This window comes from Lentzea sp. NPDC054927, assembly GCF_053610285.1.
The window spans coordinates 34,490-54,325 of sequence record NZ_JBSGXZ010000053.1; the positions used below are offsets into that span (position 1 = coordinate 34,490).

The 19,836-nt window shown below is 68.9% G+C and carries 13 protein-coding genes; 5 read left to right on the top strand and 8 right to left on the bottom strand.

Annotation, left to right across the window (positions count from 1 at the left end; genetic code table 11):
• The first annotated feature begins 20 nt into the window (after positions 1 to 20).
• Positions 21 to 2,894 carry an NACHT domain-containing protein gene (locus ACWGE0_RS40745; RefSeq protein WP_452266230.1) on the top strand — a complete coding sequence of 958 codons (2,874 nt, stop codon included), beginning with the start codon at positions 21 to 23 and terminating at the stop codon, positions 2,892 to 2,894.
• Here the strand turns inward: ACWGE0_RS40745 and ACWGE0_RS40750 are convergent.
• A complete protein-coding gene (locus ACWGE0_RS40750; protein ID WP_452266231.1) occupies positions 2,884 to 3,696 on the bottom strand; it encodes a DNA/RNA non-specific endonuclease in 813 nt (270 codons plus the stop codon). The two genes, ACWGE0_RS40745 and ACWGE0_RS40750, sit on opposite strands and share 11 nt — an antisense overlap.
• Positions 3,697 to 3,780: 84 nt before the next feature.
• On the bottom strand, positions 3,781 to 4,230 hold the full coding sequence (locus ACWGE0_RS40755) for a COG4315 family predicted lipoprotein (protein ID WP_452266232.1): 450 nt from the start codon (positions 4,228 to 4,230) through the stop codon (positions 3,781 to 3,783).
• Positions 4,231 to 4,394: 164 nt separating this feature from the next.
• Between ACWGE0_RS40755 and ACWGE0_RS40760 the strand changes: the two genes are divergently transcribed.
• Entirely contained in the window at positions 4,395 to 5,633 is a 1,239-nt protein-coding gene (locus ACWGE0_RS40760) for a CHRD domain-containing protein (RefSeq protein ID WP_452266233.1), read from the top strand.
• 160 nt (positions 5,634 to 5,793) lie between these two features.
• On the opposite strand, the gene ACWGE0_RS40765 is transcribed toward ACWGE0_RS40760, so the two are convergent.
• From ACWGE0_RS40765 to ACWGE0_RS40775, 3 genes are read right to left on the bottom strand one after another with little or no spacing between them, the layout of a single operon-like run.
• Positions 5,794 to 7,122: a SulP family inorganic anion transporter gene (locus ACWGE0_RS40765; RefSeq protein ID WP_452266234.1), complete on the bottom strand. Its 1,329-nt coding sequence runs from the start codon at positions 7,120 to 7,122 to the stop codon at positions 5,794 to 5,796.
• A gap of 12 nt (positions 7,123 to 7,134) precedes the next feature.
• Positions 7,135 to 7,710 carry a carbonic anhydrase gene (locus tag ACWGE0_RS40770; RefSeq protein WP_452266235.1) on the bottom strand — a complete coding sequence of 192 codons (576 nt, stop codon included), beginning with the start codon at positions 7,708 to 7,710 and terminating at the stop codon, positions 7,135 to 7,137.
• A gap of 56 nt (positions 7,711 to 7,766) precedes the next feature.
• Entirely contained in the window at positions 7,767 to 8,081 is a 315-nt protein-coding gene (locus ACWGE0_RS40775; protein WP_452266236.1) for a hypothetical protein, read from the bottom strand.
• A 250-nt stretch (positions 8,082 to 8,331) separates the two neighbouring features.
• Here ACWGE0_RS40775 and ACWGE0_RS40780 point away from each other — a divergent pair, with 250 nt between their 5' ends.
• From ACWGE0_RS40780 to ACWGE0_RS40790, 3 genes are read left to right on the top strand one after another with little or no spacing between them, the layout of a single operon-like run.
• Positions 8,332 to 11,934 (top strand): nSTAND1 domain-containing NTPase, encoded by a 3,603-nt coding sequence (locus ACWGE0_RS40780; RefSeq protein ID WP_452266237.1) that lies wholly within the window; start codon positions 8,332 to 8,334, stop codon positions 11,932 to 11,934.
• Between the two features lie 10 nt (positions 11,935 to 11,944).
• Entirely contained in the window at positions 11,945 to 12,262 is a 318-nt protein-coding gene (locus ACWGE0_RS40785) for a PhnD/SsuA/transferrin family substrate-binding protein (protein ID WP_452266238.1), read from the top strand.
• Positions 12,259 to 12,846 (top strand): PhnD/SsuA/transferrin family substrate-binding protein, encoded by a 588-nt coding sequence (locus ACWGE0_RS40790; RefSeq protein ID WP_452266239.1) that lies wholly within the window; start codon positions 12,259 to 12,261, stop codon positions 12,844 to 12,846. The genes ACWGE0_RS40785 and ACWGE0_RS40790 overlap by 4 nt, the downstream gene beginning before the upstream one ends.
• Here the strand turns inward: ACWGE0_RS40790 and ACWGE0_RS40795 are convergent.
• The 3 genes from ACWGE0_RS40795 to gltB all read right to left on the bottom strand — a co-directional run bounded on the left by ACWGE0_RS40795 (position 12,836) and on the right by gltB (position 19,222).
• The gene (locus tag ACWGE0_RS40795; RefSeq protein ID WP_452266240.1) at positions 12,836 to 13,111 is read right to left on the bottom strand and encodes a hypothetical protein; all 276 of its coding nucleotides are present in this window, start codon (positions 13,109 to 13,111) and stop codon (positions 12,836 to 12,838) included. The genes ACWGE0_RS40790 and ACWGE0_RS40795 overlap by 11 nt on opposite strands.
• A gap of 89 nt (positions 13,112 to 13,200) precedes the next feature.
• The gene (locus ACWGE0_RS40800; protein WP_452266241.1) at positions 13,201 to 14,706 is read right to left on the bottom strand and encodes a glutamate synthase subunit beta; all 1,506 of its coding nucleotides are present in this window, start codon (positions 14,704 to 14,706) and stop codon (positions 13,201 to 13,203) included.
• Positions 14,699 to 19,222 carry a glutamate synthase large subunit gene (gltB, locus tag ACWGE0_RS40805; protein WP_452266242.1) on the bottom strand — a complete coding sequence of 1,508 codons (4,524 nt, stop codon included), beginning with the start codon at positions 19,220 to 19,222 and terminating at the stop codon, positions 14,699 to 14,701. The genes ACWGE0_RS40800 and gltB overlap by 8 nt, the downstream gene beginning before the upstream one ends.
• Positions 19,223 to 19,836 lie beyond the last annotated feature (614 nt).

A 19,836-nucleotide genomic window follows, 5' to 3' on the forward strand; every position in this document is an offset into this window, starting at 1 on the left:
CACGAGCTGATACTGGACGGGTGGCCGATCCGTTTTCCGCCGGACTGCTGATGGTGCTGGAGACCGTGCTGGAGCGCGTGCTGCTCGGTCTCTTCGACGTGATGCACAAGGGTGCCAGGAACAAGAAGCGCCAGCGCGAGCTGACCAGACCGGGACCGCTGGTCGAACGGGTGAGCGCCGAGCTGGCCCGCGGTGAGCTGAGCACCGTCGAGCAGCACGAGTGGCAGGCCGCCGTGGACGCGGTGCGCGAGTCCATCGAGGCGGCGCTGCCGTTGCGCGAGGACGAGGCGCTGCGAGTGATGCTGACGCCGGAGTCGCTGCGGACCTACGTGCTGTCCAGGTCGGAGAAGATCCGGCGGGCGGCGGGCCTGTCCGACCACGCGTCGGCGGTCTACGACGCGGTGCTGATGCGGGTCTGCAGTGCCGTCGTGGAACTCGTGTGGTCGCAACCTGAGTACGCGCGGCGGCTCGCGGTGGAGATGTTCCGGATCGGCCGGTCGACCGCGGACGCCGTGGCGCGCCTCGCCGACCAGCAGCAACTGGCGCTGACCTCGTCACACCGGGACTTCGAGGACCGCTATGCCGACCAGGTCGCGCACTCGCTGGGCGGGCTGGAGCTGTTCGGGGTGTCGCGCGGACGGGCACCGCGACGGCAGTCGTTCGACACCTCGTACGTGTCGCTGGCGGTGGCGCGGGTCGGGGACACCGACGAGCTGACCGGCGCGGGACTGCCGGTGGCGTCGGCGCTGGCGGACACCACTCGGGTGCTGATCAGGGGTGGTGCGGGCGCGGGCAAGACGACGTTCCTGCGCTGGCTCGCGATGAACGCGCTGGGCGAGACGCGGACCTCGGGCAACGAGTGGCTCGGGCTGGTGCCGTTCTTCGTGCCGCTGCGGCAGTACACGACGCTGCCGAAGCCGGAGGAGTTCATCTCGTCGACCGCCTCGATGATCGAGGAGGAGAAGCCGGCGGGGTGGGTCACCGCGCGGCTCAAGGAGGGGCGCGCGCTCGTCCTCATCGACGGCGTGGACGAGCTGGTGTGGGAGCGGCGGGCCGAGGCGCGGTTGTGGCTCGAACAGCTGGTGAACGCGTATCCGGAGGCCCGGTACGCGATCACCACCCGACCGGCCGCGGTGCCCGAGGACTGGCTGGAGGACGTCGACTTCGCCGCGTTCGACCTGTTGCCGTTGAGCGACAAGGGTGTGCGCGACTTCGTGGAGGCCTGGCACACCGCCGCACGCGACGAGCCGGGGCTGACCCGGGACGCGCGGGTGTGGCTGACCGAGTGCGAGGCACGGCTGGTGGCGACGCTGGCGAAGCGGCCGGACCTGCGGCGGCTGGCGTCGAGCCCGTTGCTGGCCGGGTTGTTGTGCGCGTTGCACCAGGACCGGAACATGCACCTGCCCCGCGATCGGCGGTCGCTGTACGAGGCGGCGCTGGACCTGTTGCTGGTGCGGTGGGACGAGGACCGCGGGCTGGCGCTGCCGTCGTTCTCCAAGGAGGAGCAGCTCGTTCTGCTGCAACGGTTCGCGTACTCGTTGGTGCGCAACCGGGAGCTGATGGTGCCGCGCGAGGAAGCCGTGCACCGGCTCGGGAACGCGATGCGCGGGCTGCGGTCGCACGACATCGACGCGGACGACGCGATGCAGCGGTTGCTCGAACGGGCCGGGTTGCTGCGCGAGGTCAGCCAGGATCGCGTGCAGTTCGTGCACCGGACGTTCCGCGACTACCTGGCGGCCAAGGAGGTCGTCGACGCCGGCGACCTGAACCTGTTGGTGGACAGGGCACATCTCGACGAGTGGCACGACGTCGTGGTGATGGCCGTCGCGCACGCCCGGCCGCGCGAACGGGCCCGCGTGCTGATGGACCTGTTGGCGGGCAACGACGACACGCGCAAGGACGAGCGCGGCCGGGACAAGCTGCGGCTGCTCGCGCTGGCGTGCCTCGACCAGGCCGACGTGATCGAACCGGAGACGGCACGGGCGCAGGTCACCCAGGCCGTCGCCGCGCTGATCCCGCCGAAGAGCTTCGCGCACGCCGACGCGTTGTCCGAGGCCGGCTCGTTCGTGGTCGACCTGCTGCCAGGTCCAGAGACCGTCGGCAACACGGCCGAGGCCGCGTACATCGTTCGGACGCTGGCCAACATCGGCGGTGAGGGCGCGTGGGAGCGGATCGCCGAGTTCGTCGCGGTGGACCACGCGATGGTCATCGACGAGCTGCTGCGGGCGTGGCGGAACACGCCGGACGCGGAGAAGTACGCCAAGACCGTGCTGTCCAAAGTGGACTTCGGCGACCGGCGGGTCGACGTGCGGGGCTGGCACCGGATCCAGTTCATCATGCACCTGGAGAAGCTGCGGCACGTGCGGTGCATCGGCAACATCAACCCGCTCGACCCGCTGGGCGCCATGCCGTCGCTGCACCGGCTGGAGCTGTGGCAGAACGAGGTCATGCGCGACCTCTCGCCACTTGCGGAGTCCCGGTCGCTGAAGGAGCTGCACCTGAGCCGGTGCCGTCCGCTCGGACGGATCGACCTGACCCCGGTGAAGGACCTCGACGAGCTGCACCTGCACTTCAGCCGCGTTGATCTCGCGTCACTGGCCGGCGGTCTGGTGCGGCGCCTGCAGATCCGCGACTCGGCGCTCGACGACGGGCTGGGCGCGTTGCCGCAGCTGCCCGCGTTGCGCGAGCTGGCGATCGACCACCGCCCGCCCTACTCACTGGCGGGGCTGGAGCGGTGGCCGACCATCCTGGTGCTGGAGGTGTTCGGCGTGCCGGCCGCGGACGACCTGCGCGTGCTGCCGACGCTCGAACACCTCGTCGTGCATCAGCCGGAATCGTTGCCCCGGCTGGAGGAACTCCGTCAGGAACTACCTGGGGTCCGCATCACCACTTGATGTCGGCGAGGCTCCCCAGCGGCTTGCGCTCGGACTCGTCGAGCAGCTGGACAGCCGCGGTGTCGGCCGCGTGCAGCTCGGCAGGGAAGGTGAAGTTCACGCGCTTCTCCAGCTCGGCCACCGACACCTGGAACACGCGGAACTCGTCCAGGTCCAGAGCCTCGGCCAGGACGAGGTTCTGCGTGAGCAGGAACGCGCTGCAGCGCAGCTCGCCGTCCACGACGAACGCGATCGCCTTGTAGAACTCACGCGGGATCGGGACGCTGCGGAACACCCTGTCGTCGACGTTGAAGACAGGGCCGCCGTAGACGCTGACCTTCAGGTTGTCGACGTCGACGTCCGCGAGCACCGCGTCCTCGAGCCGGCCCCAGAGCCCTTCCTTCGTGCTCTGGTTGAAGTCGTCCATCTGCGGCGTGATGTTCGTGAAGAAGAACGAGTCCTTGTTCGCCTTCTGCGCCTCCGCCTTCGGGCCCCAGCACAGGTCGGCGCGGCGCGCGAGGTGGCCGCGATCGAGCCTGTTGTCGCGGTAGAGCTCGTCGCCGGTCTGGAACTCCGCCGGGATCCTGGGGTCCTTGATGAACGGGATGTTGGTACGGCTCAAGGCCTTCATCTCGCCGCCGTCGATGTTCCACGCGACCCAGATCGCGAACTTGCGCGACTTGCTCAGTGCGAGCGAGAAGTGCGTGTAGTCGATGGTGGTCGAGCCGGCGAGCTCGACCGCGTCGTCGGCTCCCGACTCGGTCAGCACCGGGATCCCGGCGGCGGTGCCGAGGAACTTCGCGTCAAAACCTGCGCTGGTCATGTGTCGCCCCCTACTGGCTCATCTTCTGGGTCGACACATCTCATGGGACCGTTAGCCGGATACACCCGAACGGCCCAGTGTTCATCAGCTCTTCTTGACCAGTTTGCCGTCCGGGGCGATCGCGAACCACTCGTCGTCGACACCCTGACCGTTCAGGTCACCGGGAACCTGGTCTCCCACGTAGTAATAGAGCGGCCACTTTCCGTACACGGCCTGCGAGCTCTCGTCGATCTGCGAGACCAGGCTCGTGTCGGCACCGTCCTTGGCATCCACTTTGGACTGTGCGGTGAGAGCGGGCCAGACAGCGATGCAGTCGGCGTCGCACGCGCTGGACTTGTTTTCATCCTTGGTGAATGCGTAGAGCGTCCGTCCCATTTGGTCGACCAGGATCGGCCCGAGATCGGTCTGCGCGATCTTCACCTCGGCCTTGACCGGTACCTCCTGCTGCGAGTTCTGTTGCGGCGCCTCGTTTCCGCAGGCAGCGAGGCCCGCGAGCAACACCGGAAGCAACAGAATCCCCATACGTGCACGCATCTTCGTCTCCAAAGTGGTCGTCCCTGTTCCGACGTCGACACGTAACGAGACGTCGTTCGGTTCACTAACGAACTTGTTGAACCGAATCTGATCGGCATCCGTGTTGGTGGCGTCGGGTCCGCCAGACCCCCCGACTCCCACTGAGGAGCCTTGGAGCAAATCCCATGTCTGCCAACAAAACTGTCGCTGCCGCATGCCTTCTGGGCGCCGCGGCCGCGCTGGGTGTTGTGACGCCGGCGTCCGCTGCCCAGGACGCCGTGACCGTGAAGATCACCAACCAGGCCGGCTACGAGGCCACGTTCTGCGCCGCGGACGTCCTGGAAGGCCGTTGTCTGGACGGCGCGAAGAAGGGCGAGTCGCGCACGTTCACCGTGAAGCCCGGCAAGGGACCGATCGAGGTCCGCGTGGTCGTCAAGAACGGCGGCTCCGCGTTCCAGAACTTCACCCCGGACGGCCCCACCCTGAACATCGACGCGGGTGGCTCCGCGGACAAGCCGACCGCCACGAAGGCCGCTGGTCACGGCGGTGAGCACGGCGGTCACAACCCCGCGCCCACCAACCCCGCGCCATCGCCTACCCAGCCCGCTCCCGCCCCGGTCAAGGGCAAGCCGATGTTCTTCTCGGCCGACCTGGACGGCAAGCAGGAGGTCCCCACCCCCGGCGGCCCCGCCGTGGGCGACGCGGACGGTTCAGCCAAAGCGCTGGTCGAGGTCCGCGGCGACCGCGTGACGTTCGCGGTCGAGTGGAAGAAGACGGCCCAGCTCACCCTCGGCCACATCCACCAGGGCGCGGCCGGCCAGAACGGCCCGGTGAAGGTCAACCTCTTCACCACCCCGATGCCGGAAACGCTGTCCGCGGCGGCCGGCCAGACCGTGATCGACCCGAAGCTCGCCGACGACATCCGCAAGAACCCGGCAGGCTTCTACGTCAACCTGCACAGCACCGACCGGCCGGGCGGCGCCGTCCGCGCCCAGCTCAAGCCGCTCGGCAAGCAGGTCAACCCGCTCGACATCATCAAGGGCGGCAAGCTCCGCGCGTTCTCCAACGGCGCCCAGGAAGTGCCGGTCGCGGGCGGCCCGAAGGTCGGCGACCCGGACGGCCAGGCCGTGACGTTCGTGCAGCCGCGTGGCGCTGACGTGGACTTCTCGCTGGCGTGGGTGAACATCGACGCCCCGACGCTCGGCCACGTCCACCAGGGCGCCAAGGGCGTCAACGGCCCGGTGAAGATCACGTTCTTCGGCACTGCCGTCCCGAACGGCGTCTTCGCGGTGTCCGGCACGGTCGGCGGGGTCGACAAGGCCGCGCTCGACGCGCTGAAGAAGGCGCCGAAGGACTTCTACTCGAACGTGCACACGGCGGCGTTCCCCGGTGGAGCCGTTCGCGGGCAGTTCACGAGCCACTAGAGCTGGGACCGCCGGCCTTTGCCCCATATCTCGACGGTCAGCCGCCCGCGAGAGGCCCTGCTGAGCGTCGGAAGACACAGTGAAGGTCGGCGGTCACACCACTCAGGCCAACTGAATGGAGGCGCCGCGGCCGCGACCCCCACGGCCGCGGCGCCGTTCGCTACCTGCCCACCAGCTCGACGGTCCTGCCCGCCCGGCGCGACTCGTCCACCCACTGGTCGATGGCCTGCCCGCAGGCCTGGTCGAGGTGCCGAACCCCGCTCAGATCCATCCGGACGTGCTCCCGGTCGACTCGATCCAGCGCGTCCAGCAACCGGGGCAGCCGCAGGAAGGTCGCGTTGCCGCGCAGCGCGACCCCGTCCGGCGTCATCACCACCGACAGCCGCGACACGTCCCAGGCCGTCTTGACCACCGCGGCCAGCAGCCCGACCAGCGTGCCGGTCAGCAGATCCGTGGCCACGACGAGCCCTGCGGTCAGGACCAGGATGAAGGCCTCAGGCTTGTCCGTGCGCCACAACGTGACCACCTCGCGCAGTCCGAGCAGCTTCCACCCGGCGTGCACCAGCACTGCGGCCAGCACGGCCACCGGGATCAGCGTCAGCAAACCCGGCAGCAGCACCACGAACAGCAGCAGCCAAACACCGTGCAGCACCCGCGAAACCCGAGTGCGCGCGCCGGCCGACACGTTGGCCGCACTGCGCACGATCACCGCCGTCATGGGCAAGGCGCCGAGCAGGCCGCAGATCGTGTTGCCCACGCCCTGCGCGACCAGTTCGCGGTTGTAGCGCGTGCGCGGCGCGTCGTGCATGCGGTCGACGGCGGCGGCGCTGAACATGCTCTCCGCCGACGCGACGAGCGCGAACACCACCGCGGTGCCGATGACTCCGGTGTCCAGCAACGAGAAGTTCGGCAGGTGGACGTCCGCGGACAGCGTGCCGACGGAGATCCGGTCCACCGGCGAGGCGAAAACCGAGGCCAGCGCGGTGCAGACGACCACGCCCACCAACACGCCCGGCACGACGCGCAGCGGAGTTCGTTGCCACAGCAGCATGATCACGACGGTCAGCAAGCCGAGAGCCAACGCCACCGGCGAGACCACCAGATGCTTCAGCTGCCCGAACACCAGCACCAATCCGATGCCAGCGAGCATGCCCTGCACCACGGACGGCGAGATCGCGCGGAACCACCGTCCGCCCTTGGCTAAGCCCAGCAAGATCTGCAGCAGACCAGCGCCCAGGACGATCACGCCCAGGGCCTGGATCCCGTGTTTGCCCACGGCATCCGCCACGAGCACCGTCAACCCGGCGGCCGGCCCGCTCACCTGCATCGTGCTGCCCGGCAGGAGGCCGACGACGATGCCGCCGACCACGCCGGTCACGATGCCGAGCTCGGCCGGCACCCCGGACGCCACCGCCACACCAACACACAGCGGCAGCGCCACGAGGAACACGACGACCGATGCGCCGAGATCGGCCCAATACTTCTTCATCACGAAAAACCCTTACAGCGGAAGGAAAGCGTGCTCGGCGCAGGCGGAGACCTCACCGGTCTCGATGTCGTAGAACCAGCCGTGCACGCGCAACGAACCTTCCGCCACGCGCTGAGCGACGAACGGGTACTCCAGCAGGATCCGCAGCTGCGCCCGGACGTGGTCCTGCCCCTCCGCGCGCATCCCCGGATCGTCCGACTTCCTCGGCCTCTGCCGTGGCCGCAACCAGCCGCGCATCGCGGGCAGGTGGTCGATCGCGGCGCCGTTCAACCCCGCGACCGCACCGCAGTGCGAGTGGCCGCAGACGACGATCTCGCTGACCCCGAGCTGCAGCACCGCGAACTCGATCGTGGCCATCTCGCTGGACGGCGCGGTCAGCGAGTACGGCGGGATGACGTTGCCGGCGGTGCGCAGTTCGAAGAGCGAACCCGGTTCGGCACCGGTGATCTCGGCCGTCACGATGCGCGAATCGGCGCACGTGATGAACATCGTCGTGGGCTGCTGACCGGCCGCAAGACGTTGGCCTGCCGCACGGGAACGCGACTTGGCGTGTGCGCGGGCATGCTGAACAAAGCGATGGAAGTCCATGGGAATCCCTCACTGCTAAGGAAAAGTGTTCGGTTTGATCGGGAAGTGGGGACCGATCAGTGTCGAAACACCTGCAGCGCAGGGGGTGTGCGCCAAACCGCTATCGGTTCAGCGGCGGACACGAGCACAACTTCGGCCACAAGGCGGGGAACGAGCGCCATCACCGCGGACGGCCTGGTCAGCTTGGACACCCGCTCGACGGCGGCGACCTTCAGGCGCAGCCGGCTCGTTTCACGCTCCTCGCGGGGCGCTTCCTCCTTGGGCACGGAGGTCTTCGACTTCGGCGGCGGCGCGCCGATCGACACGGGCGTGACGGCCGGGGCGAGCACGGCGCACAGGGCGATGACGACGGCCAGCAGAACGCTGCGCATGCTCACCTCCCCCAACCGAGTTGATCTACGACTATCAGTTTCGCCCGAACTGGACAACCTTCGCGATATACGAGACGTAGTTCGCCCGTATCCAGCGCCAGGTTCACCCGAAAGAAATTCCGGTTTCACGGAAACGTACGTATGCAGCGAGTGACCTTCGCGCGTTGGAGATGTGCCAATAAGTGGACAACCGGTCCCCGATCCCTGCCGGATCTGCACAATCGGTGACCGAATGCCAAAGGAGGCCGTCGTGGCGAGGGTTTTCATCAGCCACGCGACGCCGGATGTGGCGCTCGCGACACAGGTCCGTGACTGGCTCGACCACGACCACGACCACGAAGCTTTCCTGGAAGTTCATCCCGAGGACGGAATCCAGGTCGGCGAGGCCTGGCGGGAACGCCTGCACGACGAGCTGCGCAAGGCGGACGCCGTGGTCTGCGTCGTCAGCTCGGCGTCGATCGCGTCGAGCTGGTGCACGGCCGAGGTGGCCATCGCGGACGCCCTGGGCTGCCTGCTGCTGCCGGTGCAGACGGAAGGCGTCATCCACCCGTTGATCGGGCACCTGAACCACATCCCGCACCGCACCGCGCGGGAGCACCTGGAGAAGGCGCTGCGGCAGTTCGACGCCGGTGGCCGCAAGCTCGCGAAGGACCAGGAACCGTTCCCCGGACTGGACGCGTTCACCACGTCCCTGAGCGCCGTGTTCTTCGGCCGCGACCAGGAAACCCGCGCGCTGGCCCGCAAGGTGCGCCGCGGCCCGGGCCTGCTGACCGTCGTCGGACCGTCGGGATGCGGCAAGTCGTCGCTGGTCAGGGCAGGCCTGCTGGCCCAGCTGGCGGACGACCCGCGCTGGCTCGTGATGCCGCCGTGGCTGCCGGGCAACGACCCGCTCGACGCGCTGTCCCGCGCGGTACGCAAGACCGCCGAACGCGCCGGGCACGACTGGTCGCTGCAGGAGGCGCGGGACCGGCTCGTGCTCGACGGGCTGCACGGCGTCGCGCAGGAGCTGGTCGACGAGGACCGCAGGCTGCTGATCACCATCGACCAGGCGGAGGAACTCTTCACGCGGGCCGGCGAGAAAGACCGCCAGGTGCTGGCGAACCTGCTGCGCGAAGGGCTCGGCGACAGCGTGCGGGTGATCGCCACGCTGCGGTCGGAGTTCCTCGACGACCTGCGGGCGTTGCCGGAGCTGGGCGGTGTGCACATTGGCAGCTACGTGCTGGCACCGCTCGCGCGCGAGGTGCTGAACGTCGTGATCACCGGACCGGCGAAGGTGGCGGGGCTCAAGGTCCACCCGGAGCTCGTCGCGCAGCTCGTCGAGGACACCGCGAGCGGCGAAGCGTTGCCGTTGCTCGCGTTCACGTTGCAGCACCTCGCGATGAACGTGCCACGCGGCGGCACGTTGTCCAGCGAGCGGTACGAGAATCTCGGTGGCGTGCACGGCGCACTCGCCCGGCACGCCGACGACGTGCTCGACAGCGCCGTCTCGGAAACCGGTCTGTGCAGGGACGAACTGCTCTCCCGGCTCGCGGCGCTGGCCACGCTCGACCTCACCGGCAGGCCGACCCGCAAACGCGTCAACCTCGCCCAGGTCGACGAGACCGCGCAGAAGGCGCTGGAGGTGTTCGTCCGGCACCGCCTGCTCACCGCGAGCGGCGACAAGCAGGGCCGCTGGATCGGGGTGGCGCACGAGGCGTTGTTCACCGAGTGGCGGCCGCTGCGCAGCGCGATCGACGAACGGCAGATCGGCCTGCGCGCGGCCCAATCGGTCGAGCTGGACGCATCGCAGTGGATCGAGGGCGCGAGCGCGGATCACCTGCTGCTCAACGAGGACACGTTCGCCGCCATCGAACCGCTGGTGTGCGACGACGACCTCACTCCGGACGCCCGCAGGTACCTCGCCACGAGCCGCGTGCGGATCCGTGCGCTGCAAGGACAACGCCGTCGCGAACGCCGCCGCACGGTCAGCTGGCTGGCGGTGTTCCTCGCGGCTGCTGTTGGCGCGGCAGGACTTGCGGCGATCCAGTGGCACACGGCCAGCATCGAACGTGACACGGCGACAGCGCGCGCACTCGTCGCGCAGGCCCAGGTCGCGCGCAACTCCTCACCACAGCTCGCGTTACGCCTCGGGATGGCCGCGCACGAGTTGGCCCCGAGCTCGGACACGAACACAGAGCTGGTCAACACGTTGCTCACCACGCGGTACGGCGGTTCGTTCGGCGAGACCGTGTCCGCCGTCGCGTTCGGCCCCAGCGGGCACACGGCCGTCGTCGGCAGCACGGACGGCACAGCGAGTCTGTGGGACCTCACCGACAAACCGCGCCGGCTGACCCGCTGGACCGGCAGCGGCGCGGCGATCACGTCGGTGGCGCTGTCCACCGACATCGCGGCCGTCGGCAGTTCGGACGGCTCGGTGCTGGTGCAGGGCACCGGGAAGTCGTCACGGCAGCACCGTCTGCCGCCCGGCCCGCCGGTGACCTCGGTGGCGTTCGACCGCACCGGAACACTGCTCGCGATCGGCCGCTCGGACGGCACCACGGCGTTGTGGTCGGTCGTGCTCTGGCCGACGCCGCTCGGTGAGCCGTTCAAGCGCCAGGGCGTCGGGGTGTCGTCCGTGGCGTTCGCCGGGTCGAAGATCGCGACCGGCAGCCACGACGGAACCGTGGTGGTGTGGGACATCACCGATCCCTCGCACCCGGTCGCGAGCGAGCCGCTGACCGACAACGTCCGCAAGGCGGTGACGGCGGTGGCGTTCAACGGCGACGGCACGCTGCTGGCCACCGGCGGTTCGGACGGCGTGACGACGTTGTTCCGGCTCGCCGACCGGACGCACACCCGGATCCCCGGCCACAGCGGAGTCGTCTCGTCGGTCGCGTTCTCCCCCACCTCGCCGGTGCTGGCCGCCGGAAGCCACGACGCGACCACGGTGCTGTGGGACATCAGCTCGCCGTCGCAGCCGCGGCAGCTCGGCGATCCGTTGGTGGGACAACGAAGTGCGGTGTCGTCGCTCGCGTTCTCCCCGGACGGGCTGCGGCTCGTGACGGGCAGCGCGCACGGCCCGGCGATCGTGTGGGAGATGGCCGACCGGCCGCGGCGGATCGGCTTGCCGCTGACCGGGCACGGCATGCTGGTGAAGTCCGTGGCGTTCGAGGACGGCAACACACTCGTCACCACCGGCTCCGACAACCGGCAGATCCGCTGGGACGTCGGCTATCCGCAGCAGCCGCGCAGGATCAGCGAAGCAACCGCGACCTCGCGGCTGTACTCGTTGGCCTTGCACGGCACCATGGACGCCACCGCCGGCTCCGACAACACGGTCGTGCTGTGGGACATCGCGACCCGCAAGCCGATCGGGAAACCGTTGGCCGGCCACAACAACAGCATCAGCGCGGCCGCGTTCTCGTTCGACGGCAAGGTGCTCGCCGCGGGCAGCACCGACGGCACGACGATCCTCTGGAACATCGCCGACCCCGGCCACCCGCTCCCGATCGGCCAGCCGCTGGGCCAGAACAAACAGGTCACCGCGCTGGCGTTCAGCCAGGACGGCACCAAACTGGCCGCCGGCACGTCCACCGGCAGCACACTCGTCTGGGACATCACCGACCCGAACCAGCCACGCCAGGTAGGCCGCCAGCTCGACGGCCACCGCATGACCGTGAACTCCGCCGCCTTCGCCCCCAACGGCACCGTGCTGGCCACCGCGGGCTCGGACGGCACCACCGTCCTGTGGGACATGGCGTTGCTCGACGACGCCGTGTCCCGCGCCTGCGCCGTCGCCGGCGGCGGCCTCAGCCCCCTCGAATGGCAGCAGTACCTCCCGGCCCTGGCCTACCGCGACACCTGCGCCCGTTAGGAGACCAGCGATGAAACGCCTGATCTTGCTGTTGCTGCTCGCCGCGTGCTCACCGCCGCCCCTCGAGGCCGCGTCCGCACCGGAAACCCTGATGTTCAGCGGCATTCCCACCGCCAGCTCGATCACGACCCAGCAGACGTTCCTGCCGATCGTGAACATGCTGCGCCGCGAAACCGGCGTGGAAATCCGCGTGCAGGAACCGACCACCTACGAAGCGCTCATCAACGGCATGCGCGACGGCTCGATCGACATCGGCGCGTTCGGCCCGCAGTCCTACGTGGTGGCCCGCGAACGAGGCGCCCGCATCACCCGGTCTCCGCGCAGGTGAAGGAAAAGGGCGCCGCGCCGTCCTACCGCGGCTTCGGCTTCACCCACGCCGAGTCGGGCATCGCCTCGCTGGCTGACCTGCGCGGCCGCAAGGTCTGCTACGCCGACCGCGTGTCCACGTCCGGCTACCTCTACCCGAGCGCGGCACTGCGAGAGCTCGGCCTGGATCCCTTGCGCGACACCGTGCCGGTGTTCACCACCGGCCACGAGGCCACCGTGCTCGCCGTCGCCAACAAGCAGTGCGACGCGGGCTTCGCGTTCGACGAGATGGTCGACCGGCACCTCGTCGAACGCGGCCAGATCCAGCCCGGCCAGCTGACGAAGATCTGGACGTCGGGCCCGATCCCCGGCGCGCCGCTCGCGGTGGCGGACGATCTGCCGGAACCGCTGCGGCAGCGGATCGTCTCGGCTCTGCAGACGAAGGCGACGGCGGATTATCTGCGCGCCAACGGGTTCTGCCAGGGTGAGTGCCCGGTCGGGGACGCCACGGCGTGGGGATACGCGAAGGTGGACGACTCGCTGTACGAGCCGGTGCGGGCGGTGTGCCGCCGGGTCGGCTGGGACTCGTGCACGCCTAGCGCTTGATGCCGAACTTGTCCTCGACCATCCGCCAGAAGGCGGGCACGGCCTCCTCGACCAGGTACTGCCGGTACTCGCGGCGGCGGCCGTTGCAGAAGGCGAGCCCCATGTGGCCGCGCAGGAGCGGGAAGTTCGCGGGCGAGACGACAACCCAACCGGCCGGCCCCGTGACGTACCGATCCCGCCACGTGCTGCCGACCCAGGCCCATCCTTTGTCGTGGAACACGCCGCTGCCACCCACGTACGGCCAACCCACGTCGTCGTCGCGCATCCGGAACACGCTACGGAAAGGCGAACGCCCCGCGCGACTCCGTTGTCGCGCGGGGCGTCATGCTGCTCTCCACTGATCTGACCCCGTTGTCACACCACAGCGAGCGGAAGCTGGTTCGGAATCACCGGCGACGGCAGGTTCGAGGAACCCGTGAGGAAGCTGTCCACGGCGTTGGCCACGGACCGTCCCTCAGCGATCGCCCACACCACGAGCGAAGCACCGCGGTGTGCGTCGCCGCAGACGAACACGCCGGGCGCGGTCGTCTGCCAGTCGGAGCCGCACGAGATCGTGCCGCGCTGCGAGAGAGAAATGCCCAGATCGTCGAGAAGTCGCATGTGCTCGACGCCCTCGAAGCCGATCGCCAGCAGCACCATGTCCGCGGGCAGCATTTCGACCTCGTCGGACAACGGCACCACGGAACGGCGGCCGGACGAGTCCTTCTCGACGCGCACCTGCTGCAGTTCGATGAAGCGCACGTGGCCGTCGTCGTCGCCCACGAAGCGGCGGACCGCCACGGTGAAGCGGCGCTCACCTGCCTCTTCGTGTGCCGGGTAGGTGCGCAGGATGTGCGGCCACACCGGCCACGGCGAGCGGTCGTCGTCGCGGACAGAAGGCGGCATCGGGTACTGGTCGAGCTGCGTCACGGACAGCGCGCCCTGGCGGGTCGCGGTGCCGTAGCAGTCGGCGCCCGTGTCGCCGCCGCCGATGACGATGACGTGCTTGCCCTCGGCCGAGATCGCGGACGGGCCGTCGCCCTCGACGGCGCGGTTCGCGGGGACCAGGTGGTCCATCGCGAGGTGCACGCCCTTCAGTTCACGTCCCGGAGTCGTCTTGTCGTCACGGCCGCGCAGGGCACCGACGGCCAGCACGACCGCGTCGAACTCGGCGCGCAGCTGTTCGACCGTGATGTCGACGCCGACCTCGCAGCCGGTCACGAACTTGGTGCCCTCACGGCGAAGCTGCGACAGCCGCCGATCGAGGACCTTCTTCTCCATCTTGAACTCGGGGATGCCGTACCGCAGCAGCCCGCCGAGACGGTCGTCCCGTTCGTACACCACGACTTCGTGGCCGGCCCGGGTCAGCTGCTGCGCGGCGGCCAGTCCGGCGGGACCGGAACCGACGACCGCGACGCGCTTGCCCGACGACACGGTCGCCTGAGCGGGCTGGACGTAGCCGTTCTCCCACGACATGTCCGCGATGGTCTCTTCGACCCGCTTGATCGCGACGGCACCACCGGCGTCGTGCGAGATCGACAGCACGCAGGCTGCCTCACACGGCGCCGGGCACAGACGACCCGTGAACTCCGGGAAGTTGTTGGTGGCGTGCAGACGGTCCGAGGCGAGCTCCCAGTCGCCGCGGCGCACCAGGTCGTTCCACTCCGGGATCAGGTTCCCGAGCGGGCAACCCGCGGTTCCGCTGTGGCAGAAGGGAATGCCGCAGTCCATGCACCGCGTGGCCTGCGTGCGGACGGCCTTGTTGCGCTCGGCCGGCTCCTCGTGGAGGTAGACCTCGTTCCAGTCCTGCAACCGTTCCGGCTTCGGACGCTTCGGCGCGTCGGAGCGGGTGTGCTTCATAAAACCCTGTGGATCAGCCACGGGACGCCTCCATGACAGCCGCGTCAACGTCCCGGCCCTCGGCGCGGGCGAGGCGCATGGCCTCGAGAACGCGCTGGTAGTCGCCGGGCATGACCTTCGTGAACGCACCGGCTCGCCGAGTCCAGTCACCGAGCAGTGAAGCAGCGACGGCAGAGCCGGTGTGCTCGTGGTGCTTGGTGACGGCGTCCTTGAGCCAACGCAGGTCCTCGGCGCTGAGGCGCTGCAGATTGACCATCTCCTGGTTCACCGACAACGGGTCCAGGTCGAGCACGTACGCGATGCCGCCGGACATGCCGGCCGCGACGTTGCGACCGGTCGGCCCGAGCACCACTGCCCGGCCACCGGTCATGTATTCGAACGCGTGGTCGCCCACGCCCTCCGCCACCAGCAACGCGCCGGAGTTGCGGACGCAGAACCGTTCGCCGACGCGACCGCGCAGGAAGATCTCGCCGGACGTGGCGCCGTAGCCGATCACGTTGCCCGCGATGACCTGGTCCTCTGCCCGGAACGGCGCGTCCTCGAACGGCCGGACGATGATCCGCCCGCCGGACAGGCCCTTGCCGACGTAGTCGTTCGCGTCGCCGACCATCTCCAGCGTGATGCCGCGCGGCAGGAACGCGCCGAGCGACTGGCCGGCCGACCCGGTGAGTTTCACCCGGATCGTGTCGTCCTCCAGGCCCTCGCCGCCGTAGCGACGGGTGACCTCGGCGCCGAGCAGCGTGCCGACCGTGCGGTTGACGTTGCGGACCGGCAGCTCCAGGTTGACCTGGTGCGCGTCCTCCAGCGCCGCCTCCGCGAGCTGGATCAGCGTGCGGTCCAGGGCCTTGTCCAGGCCGTGGTCCTGGTCGCGGATCTTGCGCTTCGCGGTCGGGTACGGGGTTTCCGGCACCTCGAACACCGGGTCCAGGTTCAGGCCGTCGGTCTTCCAGTGCTCGATCGCCTCGTCCTTGTCGAGCAGCTCAGCGTGCCCGACGGCCTCGTCGATCGTGCGGAACCCGAGCTCCGCCAGCAGTTCCCTGGCCTCCTGCGCGATGAACTCGAAGAAGTTCACGACGTGGTCGGCCTGACCGGTGTAGCGGGCGCGCAGGTCGGGGTTCTGGGTGGCGACGCCGACCGGGCACGTGTCCAGGTGGCAGACGCGCATCATCACGCAGCCCGCGACGATCAACGGTGCCGTGGCGAAGCCGAACTCCTCCGCGCCGAGCAGAGCAGCCACCACCACGTCACGGCCGGTGCGCAACGCGCCGTCGACCTGGACGGTGATGCGATCGCGCAGACCGTTGAGCAGCAACGTCTGCTGGGTCTCGGCGAGGCCGATCTCCCACGGCGTTCCCGCGTGCTTCAGCGAGTTCATCGGCGAAGCACCCGTGCCGCCGTCGTAGCCCGAGATCAGCACGACGTCCGCGTGGGCCTTGGCCACACCGGCCGCGACCGTGCCCACGCCGATCGACGAGACGAGCTTCACGTGAACCCGTGCCTGCTCGTTCGCGTTTTTAAGATCGTGGATGAGTTGCGCCAGATCCTCGATCGAGTAGATGTCGTGGTGCGGCGGCGGCGAGATGAGACCGACGCCCGGCGTGGAGTGCCGGGTGCGCGCGATCCACGGGTAGACCTTGAAGCCGGGCAGCTGGCCGCCCTCGCCGGGCTTCGCGCCCTGCGCCATCTTGATCTGGATGTCCGTGGAGTTCACGAGGTACTCGCTGGTGACGCCGAACCGTCCACTCGCGACCTGCTTGACCGCGGAACGCCGCTCCGGGTCGTACAACCGCTCGCGGTCCTCGCCGCCCTCACCGCTGTTCGACCGGCCGCCGAGGCGGTTCATCGCGATGGCAAGGGTTTCGTGCGCCTCTGCCGAGATCGAGCCGTACGACATGGCACCGGTGTTGAAGCGCTTGACGATCGAGCTGACCGGCTCGACCTCGTCGATCGGGATCGGCGTGCGGCCCTCGGTGCGGAACTTGAACAGCCCTCGCAACGTGCCACCCTGCCGCGAGATGCGCTCGACCTCCGCCGTGTACTGGCGGAAGACGTCCTCCTTGCGTGTCTTCGTGGCGTGCTGCAACAGGAACACCGTCTCCGGCGTGAACAGGTGCAGCTCGCCCTCCCGGCGGTACGAGTACTCGCCGCCGACCTCGAGCCTGCGGTGCGCGCGGTCGGTGGGGTTGTCCGGGAACGCACGGCGGTGGCGCAGCGCCACTTCCTCGGCCAGCACGTCGAGGCCGACGCCGCCGAGCTTGGACTGGGTGCCGCTGAAGTACTCGTCCAGCAGGTCGTTCGACAGGCCGACCGCCTCGAAGATCTGCGCCGCGGTGTAGGCGCCGACGGTCGAGATGCCCATCTTCGACATGATCTTCAGGACGCCCTTGACGAGCGCCTTGACGTAGTTGCGGATCGCCTTGTGGGCCCGCACGCCGGTGATGGCGCCCTGGCCGATCAGGTCCTCGATCGTCTCGAACGCGAGGTACGGGTTCACCGCGGCGGCGCCGTAGCTCAGCAGCGCGGCGACGTGGTGGACCTCGCGGCAGTCACCGGACTCGACGACGAGGGCGACGCGCAGGCGTTCCTTGGTGCGCACCAGGTGGTGGTGCACCGAGGAGACCAGCAGCAACGACGGGATCGGCGCCATCCGGTGGTCGGAGTCGCGGTCGCTCAGCACCAGCGTGCGAGCACCGTTCGCGATGGCCTCCGACGCCTCGCGACGCACGCGCTCGATCGCCGCCGCGAGCGCCTCGCCACCGCCGTCCACTTCGTACAGTCCGGACAGGACGGTGCAGGCGAAGCCCGGCAGGTCGCCGTCGTCGTTGATGTGGATGAGCTTGGCGAGCTCGTCGTTGTCGATGACCGGGTAGTCCAGCGTCACGTGGCGGCACGAGACCGGGCCGGGGTCGAGCAGGTTCTGCTCGGGGCCCATCACGCGCTTGACGGACGTGACGATCTCTTCGCGGATCGCGTCCAGCGGCGGGTTCGTGACCTGTGCGAAGTTCTGCACGAAGTAGTCGTAGAGCAACCGGGAGCGCTGGCTGAGCGCCGCGACCGGGGTGTCCGTGCCCATCGAGGCCAGCGGCTCCATACCCATGATCGACATGGGCGTGAGCAGGATCCGCAGCTCCTCCTCGGTGTAGCCGAAGGTGAGCTGGCGGCGCACCACGGACTCGTGGCTCTGCACCACGTGCTCGCGGTCCGAGAGGTCGGCGAGGTCGAGCAGGCCGGCGTGCAGCCACTCGTCGTAGGGCGACTCCGAGGCCAGCCCCGACTTGAACTCCTCGTCGTCGACGATGCGACCCTGGGTCGTGTCCACCAGGAACATGCGGCCGGGCTGCAGGCGGCCCTTCGCGACCACCTGGTCGGACGGCACGTCGAGCACACCGGTCTCGGACGCCAGCACGACGCGGCCGTCCGCGGTCTGCCACCAGCGGGCGGGACGCAGGCCGTTGCGGTCGAGCACCGCGCCGACGAGCTCGCCGTCGGTGAACGTGACGCAGGCCGGGCCGTCCCACGGCTCCATCAGCGACGCGTGGAACTGGTAGAACGCACGGCGCTTCGGGTCCATCGTGGCGTGGTTCTCCCACGCCTCCGGGATCATCATCAGCACCGCGTGCGGCAGGCTGCGGCCACCGAGGTGCAGCAGCTCCAGCACCTCGTCGAACGACGCCGAGTCCGAGCCGTCCGGGTTGCAGATCGGGAACAGCCTGGCGAGGTCACCGGGAATGAGATCGCTGTCCAGCAACGCTTCGCGGGCACGCATGCGGTTGCGGTTGCCGCGGACGGTGTTGATCTCACCGTTGTGCGCGACGAACCGGAACGGGTGCGCGAGCGGCCACGACGGGAAGGTGTTCGTGGAGAACCGGCTGTGCACCAACGCGATCGCCGTGTAGAGGCGCTCGTCGTGCAGGTCCGGGAAGAACGCCGGCAGCTGCTCGGTCGTCAGCATTCCCTTGTAGACGATCGTGCGCGCGGACAGCGACGGGAAGTAGACGCTGCCCTCGTGCTCGACCCGCTTGCGCAGGCAGAAAGCCAGGCGGTCCAGTGCGACACCGGCCTCGTCGCGGGTGCCCTTCACGAACAGCTGTGCGAAATGCGGCGCGACGGAAAGGGCCGTCGGTCCGACGTTCGCCTTCTCCGGGTCGACCGGAACATCACGCCAGCCGAGAACAACGAGGTTCTCCTCTTCGGCAATGCGTTCGATCTGCTGCATTGCGTCAGCGCGTTCTTCGGACTCAAACGGCAGGAATGCGATTCCCGCCGCGTAATGACCGCGTTCCGGGAGGTCGAACGCGGCGACAGCACGCAGGAACTCGTCCGGCAGCTGAAGCAGGATGCCAGCACCGTCGCCCGAGGTGGGCTCGGCGCCGGCGGCGCCGCGATGCTCCAGGTTGGCAAGCGCGGTAAGGGCATCGACAACGATGCCGTGGGAACGCCTGCCCTGGATGTCGGCCACCATGGCGACGCCGCACGCGTCGCGCTCATCCTTGGGGTCGTAGAGACCCTGGGGGCCGGGGATGGCGGAGAAGATCACTGCGCAGACCTCCTTCGTCGTCCTCGCTAAAGAACAAAGTCCTCGTGCTCAGACCTCGAACCAACAGGTGGGAGCACGGGACGACGATGGCCCGCGTGTTGACGCGACTTTAACAGCCGCGAAACCCAGGGACACCCGCCAATGGGTGATCTAGGTCATGGAAGCGTAACGATTTCCCAGCGCTGAGCGACATTGCAGCGGACGTCAGGCTTCGTTACAGCCGGGTTAGCGTAACCGAACGTTCAACATCAGCCAGGCTGATGAGAGTTGCGCGACATTCATGTGTTGACAGTGGATCCACTGGGTAACCGACTGTTTTTGCTGGTCACGCGACCGCCGTCCCAGTTAGCGGACGCTCACTCGCGACCGGCCGCAACCGCCTGACCACTGTCCACTCCGGTTGTTCACAGCCAAAAGACCTTCCTGGCAACAAAAGACCGAGGTCCCCATCTACCCGCGCCGCATGCGGGTAGATGGGGACCTCGGCATTCATGGAGCTTGCTGGTCTCGTGGGCGGGGGGGGGGAGTGACGCCCCCCGGCACCGGCGGTTGAGGAGGGTGGGGGCCCCGGGGTTTCCGACACGGGGGGCTGGTATAACCCCAATGCGGGGCGC

Excerpts from the sequence above, each read along its gene's own strand:
- ACWGE0_RS40750 (WP_452266231.1), bottom strand. The coding sequence starts at position 3,696 with ATGACCAGCGCAGGTTTTGACGCGAAGTTCCTCGGCACCGCCGCCGGG.
- ACWGE0_RS40755 (WP_452266232.1), bottom strand. The coding sequence starts at position 4,230 with ATGCGTGCACGTATGGGGATTCTGTTGCTTCCGGTGTTGCTCGCGGGC.
- ACWGE0_RS40760 (WP_452266233.1), top strand. The coding sequence starts at position 4,395 with ATGTCTGCCAACAAAACTGTCGCTGCCGCATGCCTTCTGGGCGCCGCG.
- ACWGE0_RS40765 (WP_452266234.1), bottom strand. The coding sequence starts at position 7,122 with ATGAAGAAGTATTGGGCCGATCTCGGCGCATCGGTCGTCGTGTTCCTC.
- ACWGE0_RS40770 (WP_452266235.1), bottom strand. The coding sequence starts at position 7,710 with ATGGACTTCCATCGCTTTGTTCAGCATGCCCGCGCACACGCCAAGTCG.
- ACWGE0_RS40775 (WP_452266236.1), bottom strand. The coding sequence starts at position 8,081 with ATGCGCAGCGTTCTGCTGGCCGTCGTCATCGCCCTGTGCGCCGTGCTC.
- ACWGE0_RS40785 (WP_452266238.1), top strand. The coding sequence starts at position 11,945 with ATGAAACGCCTGATCTTGCTGTTGCTGCTCGCCGCGTGCTCACCGCCG.
- ACWGE0_RS40795 (WP_452266240.1), bottom strand. The coding sequence starts at position 13,111 with ATGCGCGACGACGACGTGGGTTGGCCGTACGTGGGTGGCAGCGGCGTG.